A 15431-nucleotide genomic window follows, 5' to 3' on the forward strand; every position below is an offset into this window, starting at 1 on the left:
CTCCTACCTGCCGCCGCGCAACGTAGGAGTCATCAGCCACCATGGCGGTTATCGGGGGACCCCATCCCCATTGCAGTGATTTAGGGTAAGCAGTTTCGACAGCAAGCACAAGACTGCCTTGTTTTTGGCGAACCTCCGACCTCCGCCAGCGTTAGTGATCCGGACAACTGGAGGAGTTGAAACATGCGTTTTTGGCTTGCATTGATCGCTCTGTCTGTGATCGCCGCTCCTGCCTTAGCCGACCCGTGGAAAGACGAAAGTGGCAAGGGTCGATGGGGAGGCTATGACCGGCGCTCCGACCGAAGCTACGGCTACTATGATCGCGACTACAAACAGGAGTTTTATCGAGGCCCCTGCAAAATAGAGCGGAAGTGGGAACGCAACGGCGAGTACAAGGAAGAGACAAAGTGCAAGGGCTACCGATAGGAAAGCCATAGCCATCCGGCGTCGGCTTCCACACTGCTCGCGGATACATGCCCGAAGCTGACCTCGGGAAGGACCTAGGTTTTACCAATCAAACTGGGCAAGGCCTTAGTCATTGGGTACCCAGACGTCGTTGTGAAGCCACCAACGGGCGGTCCATTTTCGACGTAGCCATTGGACAAGTAAAATCGCCGAGCGGTTTCGGTGCTCGTCAAGTTACATCGATTATTGCCTTTTTCCGCAGCTCGCGTTTCGAGTGCCCGCAGCAGGGCGCGGCTAACTCCCTGAAATCTCGCATCTGGGGATACGTAGTTGAGGCCAATCGTTCCCGCATCAGTTATCGATCCGACCGCTAGGATGTGCTGATCTTCGACAGCAACAAGCACCGAGTTGTCAGTTTGAGCGACCCAAGCACGGAAATTCTCATGAGTCTTATTGCTCAACCATCGCGCCAATGTGTAGGGATCGTTTCGGTGGTCAGCTTCACAGAGCTCAGCGATCGACCGCCTCAACACGGCGCATGCAGCGGCCGTATCTTCTGGTATAGCGTCTCGTATCTGCATCCATAGATTTTCGCACATAGCCGATACTGCGGCAATGGGCACAGTAACCAATGTCGCTTGTTGGCCCTCAGCCGAACTGCCTCTGAGCGGCCGCAAAGGCCGCTCTCGGAGGAGGATCGGACCTGACGAGCTGAGCGGCCGGACCGCCGCTTGTGACTCAAAGGAGACGTTTGACCACGCGATCGTCGCCAAACGTGCTCCTAATTCCCATCGTGGAATAGGCGTTAGCTTCTGAGTGCCGACAGCTGATCCGTGTCATATCGTGCGCGAAGCTCAGCAATCGTTCCGGGATCGGCTGCACCGCCACGCGCTACAGTCTCGGCCAGCTCTTCGAAATAGCGCTCGTGGCCGGGCGGGGACACTGTCATGAGCACGCGTGCGATCCTATCGGAGGCGTTACCGATGTTGTGCGGCACGCCCGGCGGCAGGAAAAGATAGGTGGCGGGCGTGGCGCGCACGCGTTCGCTGCCGACTTGCCAGTCGCACTCCCCTTCCAGCACATAGAAGGTTTCCTCCTGCACGCGATGGACATGCAGCCCGGTGGAGAAGCCTGGTGGAATCGTCCACTCGAACATTGAGGCATGCCGGGCGTCATCGGCGGTGACCAAAAATCCCATGGGATGGCCGGCGAGCTTCACAGACTTCCCTTCGCCAGGCCGTCGGATGATCGCTTGTCCACTCATATTGGCTCTCCAAGTTGGCGTGATCGGGTGTCGCAGGCTGCCTTTTCCTCATCCAAAGATCGTGAAACATCTCCGAAGTTGCTGCAAAATGTCTCCGAAATGACCCAACGGCCCCCACCAGGTAACTACAGATTTGACTCTTTTGCACTCGACACCGAGACGGGCGCGCTGTCTTGCGAGGGCGTGCCGAGCTTGCTGGGTCAGCGTGGAGCCGCGCTGCTGCGCTTCCTCCTGGAGCGCGCCGCGTCCCCCGTCAGCAAGGACGCGCTGATCGATGCGGCGTGGCCGGGGCTCGCTGTCGAGGAGAGCAATCTCACCGTCCAGATCGCTGCGCTGCGCCGCGCGCTCGAGCTGGGCGGTGGGAGAGGTTGGATTGAGACGCTGCCGCGCCGAGGCTACCGCTATACCGGCCCGCCGGTGACGCGAGTCGGCGCGAATGCCGACGAGGCCGATCACGCCGCGCTGCTGGTGCCGGAAAGGCCTTCGATCGCCGTACTGCCATTCGAGCACTCCAGCGAAGTCGCCTGGTTCGCCGATGGCATGGTCGACGACATCATCACGGGGCTGTCGCGCATCCGGTGGCTGTTTGTCATCGCGCGCAATTCCAGTTTCGTCTGGCGTGGCCGCACTGCCGACGTGAAGCAGGTCGGTCGCGATCTCGGCGTACGCCATGTCCTGCAAGGCACCGTGCGGCGCGCAGACGACCGCGTCCGCATCAACGCGCAGCTCGCCGACGCCGCCAGCGGCGCACAGATCTGGGCCGAGCACTACGACCGCACTGTGGGCGACCTCTTCGCTTTACAGGACGAGATCGCGCTAGCCGTGATGGGCGCGATAGAGCCAAGTCTGCGCCGCGCCGAGGTCGACCGCATCCGCCGCAAGCGGCCCGACAGTCTCGACGCCTACGAACTCGTGCTGCGTGCGCAGCCGGATGTCGATTCAGGCATGCCCGATCGCGCCGCACTCGCGCTGCCACAGCTCCAGCGCGCTCTGGCCTTCGATCCCGCATACGCACTCGCCCATGGCCTTGCGGCGATGAGCTATCACAATCGTTTTCTACGCGCCGGGTTGAAGGAAGAGGATCGCCTCGCGTCAGTGCGCCACGCGCGCCTTGCCATCGAGCACGGGCGCGACGATGCGATGGCGCTAACCTTTGCTGGCTTCTCGCTTGGCATGGACGCCCATGATCGCCAGGCGCTTTCGCCGCATTCGAGGCGGCGCTCGCCTAGAGTCCCTCGACCTCGCGTGGATCCTCGGCAGCGTTGTCGCGGGATGGGTTGGCGAGGCGGAACGCGCAATCGACTGGAGCGAGCGCGGCTTGCGCTTGAGCCCGTTCGATCCGTGGGCGTTTGCCGCCTACGACGCGCAGGCGCTCGGCCATTTCTGTCGCGATCGTCATGCGGAGGCTGCGCGGGCAGCCCACAAATCCAACCTCGCCAATCCCGCCCACAGCATTACGTGGGTGCAGCTCGCGGCTTCACTCGCTGCCCTCGGGCGGCTGGAGGAGGCGAGGGCGGCTGCGGCCAGTGTGCTGGAACTACAGCCAACCTTCCGCATCACGGGCCAGTTCGCCGGGGTCGCCTGCGCGCCTGAACTGGCGGCGAAGCTTGGCAAAGGCGCGCGGCCGGGCTCCCGGAATGATGTGAAGCCTCATCAACAGGTCTGCTGTTGGGCCCTAGGCGGACGTTGCCAATACCGCGGCGGATGTCAGCTTCTAGGCTCAAAAGCGGACATTCGGTAGTGATCGATCGATGTCCGGGCGGTCGAAGGCTCGCCCACCTCGGTAGTGGCAGGAGCGACCACGTCTTCAGATTGTTCGAGATTTTCAGGAAGTAAGTAAAATGACCTCGGTCGCCCTCCCAAGGTGCGGCGGCCTTTTTATTTGTGAGTTTCCTGAGTTGCCAAAGCGTATCGAGATGCCGGGGTTTATTAAACCCCAGCTTGCCACCCTGACCTCCAAGGCGCCAAAGGGCCACCAGTGGCTTCATGAAATCAAGTAGATGGCTACCGTATTCAGCTGCATTTGAACCGGGGCCGCAAGAAAGTCTATACCCGCAACGGGCTGGACTGGACGAAGCGCCGCTATCCCGGGCGAAGCCATCATCGACGGCGAGGTAGTGGTCGTTCATGAGGGCCGAACCAACTTCGCCGAACTTCAAGCAGAGCTGGCCGCAGGCAGGCAAGATCGGCTGGTCTACTATGCTCTCGATCGGCTCTGGCGGAACGGCGATCTCGGCAAGCTGCCGCAGATCGAGCGCAAGCAGCTTCTCTTGGACTTACTAGGCGAAAACGCGGTCGAGCTGCCGGTCCTCTATTCCGAACATCTCGTCGGTGACGATCAAAAGATGTTTGAACATGCAGCCAAGCTGAATTGGGAAGGTATCATTTCTAAGCGGGCCGACGCCCCTTATCGATCGGAACGGAATGAGAACTGGCTGAAGATCAAGGCCATTCACAAGGGCAAGTTTCCGGTCGTGGGGTTCATCAAGGACACCAGGGCGTGGCGGCGCTGTATCTCGGCAAGCAGGAAGGCAACGAACTCGTTTACATGGGCAAGATCGGGACAGGCTGGTCTCGTACGATTTCTAGTCAGATCAGAAAACAGCTCGATACGGTGATTAGCCCGAAGTCGAAGCTAACCAAGGCGATTAGAAAGCCGAACGCCACATGGGTCGAACCGAAATTCTTCGCGGACGTTGAGTACCGAGATATCACATCGGAAGGTTTGCTGCGTGCCAGTTCGTTCAAAGGACTTCATCGGAAGGATTGATCCTCATTGCCGCACCTGCTTTGGATTGGGATGGGTATGCGAAAATCACCCCAAAAGGGCTTGGAGCCAAGAGCTGGTTTGCCAGTGTGGCGCGGACATGCCGTGCGAGTGCGTCAGTGTGGACGGGCTTGACGAGCCTGACGTGAGCCAAGTGCTCGAAGCCCCACCAACGCGCCATTAGCGCCGCGCGGTCTTTTTACGATCATGGGTGAGCCATTGGTTCGGCTTCGGCGGGATCATGCCCTCTCGCTATCAAATAGTTGCAACCCTCGTGATCCAGAATTAATCTGACAGCACTTATTTTCGTTAGACACCACACAGTATGCCATCGCCTCGAGACAACCAGCTTTTGGCAATGTTGGGCGCTGACGACCTCGCAGCGCTGAGCAAGTCCTTTGCCACAGTCCCATTGCATACGGGACAGGTGATAGCGCAGCCTAATGACGAAATTAGGCGCGTCTACTTTCCTCATTCCGGCATTATTTCCTTTTCGGTTGAGCTTGCTGATGGCCATGCAGTGCAAACAGGCATGGTCGGCCGCGATGGCGTCGTCGGAGCCCCGCAAGCCCTCGATGACAAGGTATCCCTCAACAAGATAATCGTTCAAGTATCAGGCTCTGCCTCGGTGATTGATCGCGACCCGTTGCGAGAAGCTAATCAAGCGCGGATTGGCATCCGAAAGATATTGGCGGCGCATGCCCAATTTTTTTGGCTGACGTTCAGCAGACGGCAGCCTGCAACGCATTGCATCCAGTTGCCGCACGTACATGTCGTTGGATGCTTCGCATGATGGACCTAATCGGTACTGAATTGCCGATCACTCAAGATTATCTTGCGGCTATGATCGGCGTGAGGCGTACAAGCGTTACTGGCGTCGCTGCCCAGCTTCAAGCTGACGGTCTAATAAGCTACAGGCGGGGCCGCGTTCATATCGAAAGCATCGAAGGCGTGCAGCAGTCGTCCTGTGAATGCCATCAAGCCGTAAAACGCAACTACAAGAGGCTGTTCGGAAATTTGGATGGTCGCGATTGAAGTCGTGCTCTTTACCTGACGGTTTCGATTGTGCATTTCACCTGAAGCACAGGGCCGGTTATATCTCTGACTTCGATTGCAATCCGACGTTTACGATCGCAGCTATAGTTGGGTTCGCGGACCGTATCGCGAGCCAGTTCTCCTAAGGATTGCACAGCTTCTTCCTGCACGCTTTCAATATCCGGCAGCTCCAATCCCTCGAGATCAACTGCTAGATGGTCCTCTTCTCGCATATCGAAATAGTAACGACGCATGGTCGCTGGCCTCGTCTGCTCTTGCTTGCAAACTTAGAGAACCCTTTACGTTCGTCTGCTCCGCAGCCGACATAGGCCGAATTAATGTCTTTAAGTTGGGTCAGAAACGCGTTGTTGCCAACCATGCAGCATGCGCGCGGTTGCGAGGTCAGCGTAGGACAGAGCGGTGGCGCATTTCATTCAGCAACCTTGTCTTCCTTATCCGCTCCCCGCATGACAACCTTGAGCGTATCATCCGGCAGCGGTCGTTGCAGTACCTTGGCCTCATCCCACGGCATACGCATCCAGACATCATGTTCCTCGTCCGTCATCAGAATGCCTGGCATGGCCTTGAGATGGATCGGCTCGACGACGGCATTGGGTGATGTCGTCAGGAAGCCATAGACCTGATGCGGCCCCGGAACCGGCTTCGACTTAGTGCCACGATCGACCTTGAAGTGGATCCAGATGCCAGCAAAGCAAGTCAGCGGCCGATCGTCATTGATCGCGAACCAGGCCACATCCTTCTTCTTCGTTTCTGGGTTCGGCTCCGGTGCATACTCAGCGAAGCTGTTGAACGGCACTAAGCAACGGCTTTCCGGCTTCAGTCAGCCGCACCAGTGCGGCGATGACGTGTTCCTGATGTTCGTAACCGGCGGCCCGCCTGTGCGCGGCGGCGGCGTGCCCCAGCGCATTAAGACGAGCTCGCGTTCTGTGCCCGCATTGCGGATGACTGGCGCGGGATAATCAGGAAAGAGCCCGGCATCGGGGCCAGATTGCCGACGTAGCGGTTCATCACGCGGAAGAGAGCGCGGATGGCCTCTTGATTTGTGGTGATGCTGTACAGATTGCACATTATCGAAAGCCGCCGCGATACATCCTTGTTAGCTAGTGTCGACCCGTATGCAGGTCTCTCACCTTTCGCATGTAATAGCCCTGCGTCTGAAGAGCTGATCTGATTTCCTCGCTGACTTTTGCCACCCTCTTCTTGCTCTTGCGCCATTTTGCCAGTGACGCAAGAGGCGGTATCGGGCATCCCTTCTTCACAACGAGCAGATCACGTCTGGTACTTAGATAAATATCCATATGCTTGTCTCCTAAAAACCGACGGACATTAGCGCTGGTGGGCGGAGCATGGGTTACCCAAACGCAACACCAAGTCACTGTTGTGCGCCTTCCTAATTTACCGCTGGCCGAAACGCAGCGAAGCGTCTTGACCAAGGTGAAGCGGCGGCGGCTCTTCAAGCGCCTAGGGATCGTGGATTGCTCATAGCTGTTGTTGGCGCTGTAATTGCCAGCCATGAGCACTAAGAAACGTGAAGTGATCTGGGGCGGCCGGATCATGGGCGCGGATATGCGCGCCCAAACAGCCCGCCAAGAGGCTTGAAAGGCCGCCCGTGCGGCTGACAGAGCCGAAGCAGAAGCATGGTCCGTCCGCATGGAAGGCTATGGCGGCCCGGCGCAGCCATCCCCAAATATCGGCCAATGCCTGAATGGCGGCTATGGCTGGTTAGAGATTGAGTGCTGTCAATGCAAGACACGGGCGAGCATGCCGCTGGATGCGATCCGCAGGGCGCGCGATACGCCGATCTGGAAGCTGGAGCCGTCCTTTCGGTGCCGATCGTGCGGCACGCGTCGTTACAAGCCCCCGGTTCGGATGATCAAGTTGACGGAGCAACGGGAGATTACGCCTTATAAGTGGGTACATCCTGATGAGGAGCGTTAAGGTCCGCATTGTAAGGAAAAGCGGACCTTCGGTTTCTGCGCTTGCTTGGCCGCTAACCCAAAGCGGTCGCTTCACGCAATGGCTAAATGCAATTGCGTTGGTTATACTGCCTGCCCTTACAACGGGTTGTACTTGTAGCAAGTGGGGGGAAAGTAATGACACGAACTGTCACGCTCGCATTCCTTGCAATGATACTGATGGCCCCCACTCTGGCCTTGGCTGGCCCGTCGGAAGATGCAAATGCTGCAGTGGACCGTTGGTCATTTGCGTATGGCACCAATGATCCAGAAACCATTGCTAAGACCTATTGTCCGACTGCAGTCCTTCTCGGAACTGTTAGTTCGGTCATCTCCGAAGGGACGCAAGCGATAGTAAAATACTTCACACCCATAAAAGGGCGCGGCAACACGAATACGATCGAAGAGCGGCGCACGATAACGATCAACGATAGCGCCGCCGTGGTCACCGGCTTCTACACGTTCACTCGTATGGTGGATGGCAAATCAGTACCAGGTCCGTCGCGCTTCACCATGCTCGTCACCAAACAAGGAAATGAGTGGTGCATCGCACATCATCAATCTTCGCCTCACGTTCTTCCGAAGAACTAAAGAATTTAGTTGCGCGATCACCGACGACAATCTTCTCGTCTCCCGCATACGGTTGTCGGGTTGTCGCCCCTAGCCGAACTGCCTATGAGCCGCGGCAAAGGCCGCTCTCAGAGGAGGACCGGACCTGACGAGCTGAGCGGTCGGACCGCCGCTTGTGACCCATAGCAGGCGACATCGGCGCGGTACTGACGAGGCAAGATATTTTGACTATGCTTCAATGCGGACCATCTAGGCGGGGCGGGACAGGGTCCACGAGGGCAAATCGATGAGCACAGTAAAAAACGCTCTGGCCCAGAAGAGTGGCGCCCTGATCCATGTTCGTTCCGGCGACATGGTTGTCGAAGCCTTGCGCCAGATGCGCGACAACCGGGTTCGTTCGGTGCTGGTCATCGACGACGACGTGCTGGTCGGTATCGTGACCCAGGGTGACTGCGCCATCAAAGTGCTGCTGCCCGGGCTCGATGCGAAGCAGACGCCGGTGAGCCAAGTGATGACGGGCAAACCCGTGACGGTCAAGCCGGACGATCAGCTGGATGGCTGCATGGCAATGATGGCTCAGCGCGGTTTTCGCCATCTGCCAGTGCTGGACGCGGGCAAGGTCGTAGGCGTGATCTCGGTCGGAGACGTCGTCAAGAACATCATCCGGGATCTGGAGCACAACGTGGACGACCTGATGGGCTACATCATGAAGGACGGCCCCGGCGGCTAACAGACGAACCGCGCTGCCGTCGCCCCCGCGTATGTCTGCTTTTGATGCTGTGGACGGCTCCTCCGCCCGGCACGCAAGTGCCACGGATTCGGGAACTGCGGGGGCTCCCACGATCTGAAGGAGCTATCCATGCAGATAATCACGACAATCGGGCTGGACATCGCCAAGTCGGTTTTTCAGGCTCACGGCATTGATGCCGCTGGACAGGTGGTGATCCGCCGTCAGTTGAAGCGCCGTTTCGTGCTGTCCTTCTTTGAGAAGTTGCCGCCATGCCTGGTTGGGATTGAGGCTTGCGCGTCATCCCGTTATTGGTCCCGCGAGTTGCAGGCATTGGGGCATACGGTGCGCTTGATGCCTCCTGCCTATGTGAAGCCCTAAGTCAACCGGCAGAAGAACGATAGTACCGACGCGGAGGCAATTTGCGAGGCGGTCACGAGGCCCAACATGCGGTTCGTACCGACCGAGACGGTCGAGCAACAGAGCGGTCTGATGCTCCATCGGGCGCGCTATCTCTTCATCCGCCAGCAGACGGCTGTCATCAACTCAATCAGCGCCTATCTGGCCGAGTTCGGGATTGTCGCCCCTGTCGGGCGCAGGGGTGTCGAGCAACTGCTGGAAGTCGTCGCCGATACAGCCGATGACCGGCTCCCCGGGGTCGCCCGCGCGTGTCTTGCTGCTCTCGGCAGTCAATTGCGTGCACTGAAGGCCCAGATCCTGGAGTTCGACCGACGCATCATCGCCTGGCATCGATCAAGCGCGACGAGCAAGCGGCTGGACGCGATCCCGGCTGTCGGGCCGGCGCTGGCAACAGCTCTGGTCGCCAGCATTGCTGATCCCAAGGCTTTCCGATCAGGACGAGACTTCTCGGCCTGGGTTGGACTAGTGCCGAAGCAGAACTCGAGCGCGGGCAAGGACAGGCTGGGCAGCATCAGCAAGCAAGGCGACCGCTATTTGCGCAGCCTGTTCACGGCTGGCGCGCTCGCCGTGATCCGCTATGCCAAGATCCATGGCACCGGGCATCGGCCCTGGCTTACGGGACTTCTGGCGCGGCGACCGACCAAGGTTGCCGCCATCGCGCTCGCCAACAAGCTTGCCAGGATGGCCTGGGCGATGATGGCCAGGAACGAGCGCTACCAGGAACCGGCAGCGCTGGCGGCCTAAACGAGATCGTGCCGGATATCTCCGGCGCGTTGTAACGGTTGGGAGAGCGAACAGCACGTAATGCAATGCCGGTCGATCCGGCGATCAGGACAACCCACTAGGGCCATAGCATCTTCGAATGCGTGCTTTTGACCGGGACCTGATCCGCGGAGGGCATTATGGCCAGCTGTCATGTGAACCGCGCAAACAGGCCGAACACATGGCTGCTCCGACCAATGCTGCAACGTGAAGATTCTTCTTGCCAACCTGGAGCACGTCCACACATGGCCCTTCAGAGACCTGCCAGCAGCCCCTCACAACGTCTGCTGCTCAGGGTAGACCGGAAGTTGCGGCTCGGCCGCCAAAAAAGCGCTCATGACCCAAAGCGGATGCTCCATCCTCGAACTTGGCGTTCGTGCGGTAGCTCGCCAAGCCTTTTTAGCTCAATCAACGCTTGACCCGGACCTTGGGGCCGCCCCTATAAACCCGGTGTTCGTGGAAAGAAGCCTATGACAGCGCGCACGCCTTTTCGAACTGCTGCCGAAACAGCTCGCCTCTTCGGTCTCACCGTTAAGACGCTCCGCGTCTTCGAGCGACATGGATTGGTGCAGGCACAAAGAACGGCTGCCGGCTGGCGGGTTTACGGCCCGAATGATTTGCTTCGCGTGCACCAAGTTATTTGGCTGAAACGTCTTGGCCTTAAGCTCGCTCAAATCGGTGCCATCTTGCGTGATCAAAGCGTCGACCTCGATAGGCTTTTGGCTTTGCAGGAAGAAGTCCTGTTCGACCGTGAGCGCTCCGTCGATCAAGCGCTGCGCTTGGTTAGAAGAGCTCGGGCCAAGTTAAAGCTTGGCGAAACCCTGTCCGCGAACGAGTTGATCGCTCTTACAAAGGAGACAGCCATGACAACTGAAGTCCCAGATTGGGCCAAAAAAATTTCGCCATTTGTCGAGCGTCGTTTGTCCGAAGCCGACAAGGAAGAACTTGAGCGTTATGATGGCCGGGCTTGGGGAAGCCTCATTGCAGAGGCAAAATCTCTACTGGGTACGGACCCAGCGGCACCTGCTGCACTTGCACTCGCCAGCAGATGGAAAGAGCTGACCGCCGCCCTCACTGGCGGCAATCAGGACATAAAGGAGAAGCTCACAAATATACAGCGGGATGTCTGGGCAGACCCGCAAACAGCCCAAACATTCCCTGTCACCCCCGATATCTTGGAGTTTGTCAGAGCAGCCGCCGCAAAGCTCGAAGGGCCAAAGCATTGACCAAATCGTTCTAGACAGGCCGGCGCGAGCCAACCCTTTCTGGAGCGGCGTACCAACTAGGACGAACAGCGCGAGACCTCCCCAACGCGTCAGAGGGTGATCGACGAAGACGCAGGTCAGCTGGTCGCCGATCGCGCCGGAGGTCCGGTAGTGGCCCGCTGCTGACCTTCACGCGAACCACCGCTGCGTCCGATATCCGGCGTAGACCGGACCAGCCATGAAACAGGGTTGAACTCGCAGTTTGACCGTAGCTGACATTGCGCCTTCGCCAACGCTTCGGGAAACAAGTCGCTTCGCTCACACCGACTAAACGTCTCATAACACTCGCGCTATCGTTCGTGACTCGCTTTCCCCGCGCGCCGCGTGTACGTAGTGCGCGCCGCTCGGGAGCAGCTCGGACTGGGGCCGCAAATGCATGACGAGACGTCACCGCGCTACGCCGGCTGGAGGGTCGTGCTTGCCTGCTTCCTGCTGGCGCTGTCGATCTTCGGCTTTGCCCTGTACGGGCAGGGTGTCTACTTAGTCGAGCTGCAGCGCTTGAACGGCTGGCCGCCCTCTCTGATCTCAGGTGCCAGCACGCTGTCGCTCTTGGTCGGGAATGTCATCGTCATCTTCACCGATGAAATCGTGCGGCGGCTCGGCCTGAAGCGCCTGGCGCTGGCGGGGATTGCATGCCTCGCCACCTCGATGATGCTGCTCGCCTTCGCGGCCGCGCCCTGGATCCTCTATGCAGCATTCGCATTGATGTCGCTCGGCTGGGTCGGCATGGGCACCGTAATCATTTCGGCGGTGCTCGGTGCCTGGTTCGTGCGACGCCGCGGCCTCGCAATTAGCCTAGCTTTCCTCGGCGCCAGTTCGGGCGGCGTCATCGTGACGCCATTACTGGTGGTTCTCGTGAGCCACCTCGGATTCCAAGCCGCCATGCTGGCCGCGAGCGCAGTCCTGCTGATATTTCTGGTCCCTACCACGCTCGCTTGGATCGGCCTGCCGCCGAATGCGGGCGCGAGGGCTGCGACCCCCAACCCATCCTCTCCCGCGCCCGCCAGCAGCATCTCCCGCTGGGAGATAGTGCGCCGACCGGCGTTCTGGACAATCGCGATTCCCTTTGCTCTTGGGATCGTCGCCCAAGTCGGCTTCATTGTGCACCAGATCGCAATACTCGAGCCGAAGATCGGAGCTGTCAGGGCAGGACTCACCGTTAGCGTGATGACTTTGATGGCGATCGTCGGACGGCTCTCGTTTAGCGTTGTCGCCGATCGCCTCGATCCGCGAGTTGCTGCCGCTCTCTCGCTGCTGAGCCAGGCCGTGGCGGTGTCGACTATCCTCCTGACCGACGACGTCCGGCTCGTCCTGCTGGCCTGTGCCGTGTTCGGTTTCTCGGTCGGCAACCTCATCACGCTGCCGCCGCTAATCATCCACCGCGAGTTCGAGGTGCAAAACTTCACAGTGGTAATGGGGCTATTCACTTCGATCAGCGGTACGGTCGGCGCCTTCGGGCCCGGATTGATTGGTCTCATCCACGGATGGAGAGGCGATTACGGCGCTGCGCTGCTGTTGGCGGTTGCGCTGGAAGCGATCGCCGCAGCGATCGTGCTCACGCGGGCTGGAAATCCTAAGGTGGCCGAGGCGTAGCGCGCCCCCCCGTTGCATGCAGGTCAGCTGAGGCCCGCCCTCACTTCATGCTCGACAATTGATCGTCAGCGCAGACAAAAGCGTTGCCCCGTCTGGCGGGTGCCCTCGCCTGGATTCTGCTTCCTTAAACTCCAGACTAACGGTGGTTTCTCGGTGGAAGAGGGTTCCTGAGGTCCGATCATTCGTTGTGAGAGACGGGAGTAGCAGCGTCTCCACCGGGCACCGTCCGCTTGTGGCCGATTCTGTTGAAAAAGTTGGCTGTTGCGACGCAGAGATATCAGTGATTCAGTCTGTCTAATTGGCAGGACTGAAGATCATGATGGGACACCGGCAGGTCGAACAGGCTGCGTTGTTCTATGAGTTCTCGCTCGAAAGGCACATCCCGGCCGACCACCAGCTTCGATCAATCGATAGGTTCGTGGAGCTTGAGGAACTGCGACGGGAGCTGGCACCGTTCTACAGCAACATCGGACGGCCTTCGATCGATCCCGAACTGATGATCAGGATGCTCCTAATCGGCTATTGCTTCGGCATACGATCGGAGCGGCGCCTCTGCGATGAAGTCCACCTCAATCCGGCGTACCGCTGGTTTTGCCGGCTCGGTCTGGACGGGGCTGTCCCCGATCACTCGACATTCTCGAAGAACAGGCACGGTCGCTTCCGTGAGAGCGATCTCTTCCGTCGCGTTTTCGAGATCGTCTTGCGCCGCTGTATCCGGGAGCGGCTGGTCGGTGGCGAAGGGTTCGCAGTCGACGCGAGCCTGATCAAGGCGATGCCAATCGACAGAAGGGAATCGAAGGCGACAAGGGACTTTCACCGGAGGCAGCAGGCCGAGCAATAGATGAGTATCTGGCTGTCCTCGATGATGCCGCCTTCGGAGCGGCGACCGAGGTCACGCCGAAGTTCGTGTCGCCCTCGGATCCGGCGGCGCGCTGGACCGGGGCGCACGGCGGCCAAGCCTTCTTCGCCTACTCGACGAACTACCTGGTCGACATCGACACGCGATCATCGTCGATGTCGAGGCGACCACGGCAATCCGCCAGGCGGAAGTGTTGGCCGCTAAGCGCATGATCCAACGTTCGCTCGAACGGTTCGACCTCTATCCCAGCCGGCTTCTCGGTGACAGCGCTATGGCTCGGCCGAGATGCTTGGGTGGCTGCTCTACGAGCATGGGATCGAGCCGCACGTGACCGTCTTCGACAAGTCTGCCCGCACGGACGGGACCTTCTCGCGCGAAGACTTCATCTATGACCGTGCCGGGGACGTCTATCGTTGTCCCGGTGGCAACCGTGCGAGCAAGCACGATTGTCAAGCATGCCCTCTGAGAAGCAGGTGCTGCCCCAACACTCCTGCCCGGAAAGTGCCGCGCTCGGTCTACGAGGGCGCTCGCGACTTAGCGCGCCAGATCGCAAGATCATGGGAGGGCCGCACTTCGCGCCGGCTCCGGAAGAAGATCGAGATGCTGTTCGCGCACCTCAAGCGCATTCTCAAGCTCGACCGGCTGCGGCTAAGAGGGCCCAGCGACGCGCGTGACGAGTTCATCCTCGCTGCCACCGCTCAGAACCTCCGTAAGATGGCCAAGCTGATCCCGATGCCCGCGCTGACGCCCGCGTGAGGCCAACCACGTCAACTCGTCCGCGGAACAGTGGGCGCTCACGACGAAACTACTGCCGACTTTTTCAACAGAATCGGCCCGTTTGAGACGTGCCGACCGGCCCTGGTGATGTCCGTTCACTGGGGTACACCGGAAGTCTTCGTCGGACGGTGAAAACGACGCTTTTGATCCGTTGCAGAAATGGGGACGCGGGCCGCGCTCGCCTATGCCGAGCATCCGCAGTAACATGAACGTTATCAACATTTCGCTAAAGAAGTCGGAACTCGATTTGCCACGGTGACGTAGGCACGCGTGCAACATTGATGTTCTTTGCACAACGGAGAAAGCCCATGAAACATGCACGAAAGACTGCCCTTGCAGCTTCTGCCTTCACGTGTGCGGCATTGTTGTCCTTCGGTTGGTCTGAGCAAGGCGGCATCTCGCTGTCAATCGAGAGCGCCCAGGCGCGGGTAGGTCGCCCGCTGACGCCCGTGAGCGCGGCCGGTGTTTCGCGCCGGCACAACCGGCGGGCTGTTTACGGCGCCGGTGTGGTCGGCGCAGGCGCTGCAGCGGTCGGCACGGCTGCCGCGATCGGCACGGCTGGCGCGGTCGCGGCCACTTCACCTAACCGGGGATGGGGAGGCAATCCCTACCAAACAGGCACAGGTTACTACGCAGGTGGTCCTTACTACGGTGGAAAAGTTCGGGACTCCAGGGCGGCCTACTACGGCGGTCCATCCGCGGCGTGGGGCGGTGTGAGCAGCAGCGACCGCACCCAGTATATCAAAAATCTAGACGACTCAGGATATAACCCAAAGGACAACTTCAACGCGAACGGGACCATCAAGACGCAATAGCGTCAGGCCTCGTTATTCAATTAGTAGCACCCCTCCCTACGCAATGAGGGCCTACTATGCGGGCGGCCCCTGGGTTGAGTACCAGGCGTGCAATGCCATCACCGGATGCAAGCCCGGTACCATGTGACCAAGCTTGACAATGGACAGTTGTACGCCTGCCAGTGGGCATATGAGAAACGAGGCGGCTCCAAAGCCG

At 59.4% G+C, this 15431-nt stretch carries 15 protein-coding genes, 4 pseudogenes and 1 riboswitch; of the genes and pseudogenes, 15 read left to right on the forward strand and 4 right to left on the reverse strand.

The window, feature by feature from the left end:
- Positions 1-16 precede the first annotated feature (16 nt).
- Positions 17-78, reverse strand: a riboswitch (Fluoride riboswitch).
- 105 nt (positions 79-183) lie between these two features.
- The gene (locus RX331_RS09695; protein ID WP_317256343.1) at positions 184-426 is read left to right on the forward strand and encodes a hypothetical protein; all 243 of its coding nucleotides are present in this window, start codon (positions 184-186) and stop codon (positions 424-426) included.
- A 74-nt stretch (positions 427-500) separates the two neighbouring features.
- Here the strand turns inward: RX331_RS09695 and RX331_RS09700 are convergent, their stop codons facing one another.
- Complete coding sequence (locus RX331_RS09700; RefSeq protein WP_317258082.1) at positions 501-1004, reverse strand: GNAT family N-acetyltransferase; 504 nt, start codon at positions 1002-1004, stop codon at positions 501-503.
- 206 nt (positions 1005-1210) lie between these two features.
- Entirely contained in the window at positions 1211-1669 is a 459-nt protein-coding gene (locus tag RX331_RS09705) for a cupin domain-containing protein (RefSeq protein WP_317256344.1), read from the reverse strand.
- Between RX331_RS09705 and RX331_RS09710 the strand changes: the two genes are divergently transcribed.
- From RX331_RS09710 to RX331_RS09735, 6 genes are all read left to right on the forward strand, one after another.
- A complete protein-coding gene (locus RX331_RS09710; RefSeq protein ID WP_317256345.1) occupies positions 1658-3262 on the forward strand; it encodes a winged helix-turn-helix domain-containing protein in 1605 nt (534 codons plus the stop codon). The two genes, RX331_RS09705 and RX331_RS09710, sit on opposite strands and share 12 nt — an antisense overlap.
- 248 nt (positions 3263-3510) lie before the next feature.
- Positions 3511-3669 (forward strand): hypothetical protein, encoded by a 159-nt coding sequence (locus RX331_RS09715; RefSeq protein WP_317256346.1) that lies wholly within the window; start codon positions 3511-3513, stop codon positions 3667-3669.
- Positions 3670-3786: 117 nt separating this feature from the next.
- A complete protein-coding gene (locus RX331_RS09720) occupies positions 3787-4287 on the forward strand; it encodes a hypothetical protein (protein ID WP_317256347.1) in 501 nt (166 codons plus the stop codon).
- Positions 4218-4439 carry a hypothetical protein gene (locus RX331_RS09725; protein WP_317256348.1) on the forward strand — a complete coding sequence of 74 codons (222 nt, stop codon included), beginning with the start codon at positions 4218-4220 and terminating at the stop codon, positions 4437-4439. Before RX331_RS09720 ends, RX331_RS09725 begins: the two co-directional genes overlap by 70 nt.
- A 355-nt stretch (positions 4440-4794) precedes the next feature.
- Positions 4795-5229 carry a Crp/Fnr family transcriptional regulator gene (locus tag RX331_RS09730; protein ID WP_317256349.1) on the forward strand — a complete coding sequence of 145 codons (435 nt, stop codon included), beginning with the start codon at positions 4795-4797 and terminating at the stop codon, positions 5227-5229.
- Positions 5226-5471, forward strand: coding sequence for a helix-turn-helix domain-containing protein (locus tag RX331_RS09735; protein WP_317256350.1), 246 nt, complete (start codon positions 5226-5228; stop codon positions 5469-5471). The genes RX331_RS09730 and RX331_RS09735 overlap by 4 nt, the downstream gene beginning before the upstream one ends.
- 11 nt (positions 5472-5482) lie before the next feature.
- On the opposite strand, the gene RX331_RS09740 is transcribed toward RX331_RS09735, so the two are convergent.
- Positions 5483-5725 carry a DUF6894 family protein gene (locus RX331_RS09740; protein ID WP_317256351.1) on the reverse strand — a complete coding sequence of 81 codons (243 nt, stop codon included), beginning with the start codon at positions 5723-5725 and terminating at the stop codon, positions 5483-5485.
- 176 nt (positions 5726-5901) lie between these two features.
- Positions 5902-6560: pseudogene (locus tag RX331_RS09745) on the reverse strand (SOS response-associated peptidase family protein).
- Between the two features lie 444 nt (positions 6561-7004).
- On the opposite strand from RX331_RS09745, the pseudogene RX331_RS09750 reads away from it, so the two are divergent.
- From RX331_RS09750 to RX331_RS09785, 8 genes and pseudogenes are all read left to right on the forward strand, one after another.
- Positions 7005-7430 (forward strand): annotated as a pseudogene (locus tag RX331_RS09750) (hypothetical protein).
- Between the two features lie 155 nt (positions 7431-7585).
- Complete coding sequence (locus RX331_RS09755; protein WP_317256352.1) at positions 7586-8038, forward strand: SgcJ/EcaC family oxidoreductase; 453 nt, start codon at positions 7586-7588, stop codon at positions 8036-8038.
- Between the two features lie 265 nt (positions 8039-8303).
- A complete protein-coding gene (locus RX331_RS09760; protein ID WP_317256353.1) occupies positions 8304-8747 on the forward strand; it encodes a CBS domain-containing protein in 444 nt (147 codons plus the stop codon).
- Between the two features lie 129 nt (positions 8748-8876).
- Positions 8877-9908: pseudogene (locus RX331_RS09765) on the forward strand (IS110 family transposase).
- Between the two features lie 488 nt (positions 9909-10396).
- A complete protein-coding gene (locus tag RX331_RS09770) occupies positions 10397-11152 on the forward strand; it encodes a MerR family transcriptional regulator (protein ID WP_317256354.1) in 756 nt (251 codons plus the stop codon).
- 411 nt (positions 11153-11563) lie between these two features.
- Complete coding sequence (locus RX331_RS09775) at positions 11564-12784, forward strand: MFS transporter (RefSeq protein ID WP_317256355.1); 1221 nt, start codon at positions 11564-11566, stop codon at positions 12782-12784.
- A gap of 316 nt (positions 12785-13100) precedes the next feature.
- A pseudogene (locus tag RX331_RS09780) lies at positions 13101-14399 on the forward strand (transposase).
- A gap of 329 nt (positions 14400-14728) precedes the next feature.
- Positions 14729-15235 carry a hypothetical protein gene (locus RX331_RS09785; protein WP_317256356.1) on the forward strand — a complete coding sequence of 169 codons (507 nt, stop codon included), beginning with the start codon at positions 14729-14731 and terminating at the stop codon, positions 15233-15235.
- Positions 15236-15431: the final 196 nt, after the last annotated feature.

The organism is Bradyrhizobium sp. BWA-3-5, from assembly GCF_032917985.1.
GTDB lineage: Bacteria > Pseudomonadota > Alphaproteobacteria > Rhizobiales > Xanthobacteraceae > Bradyrhizobium.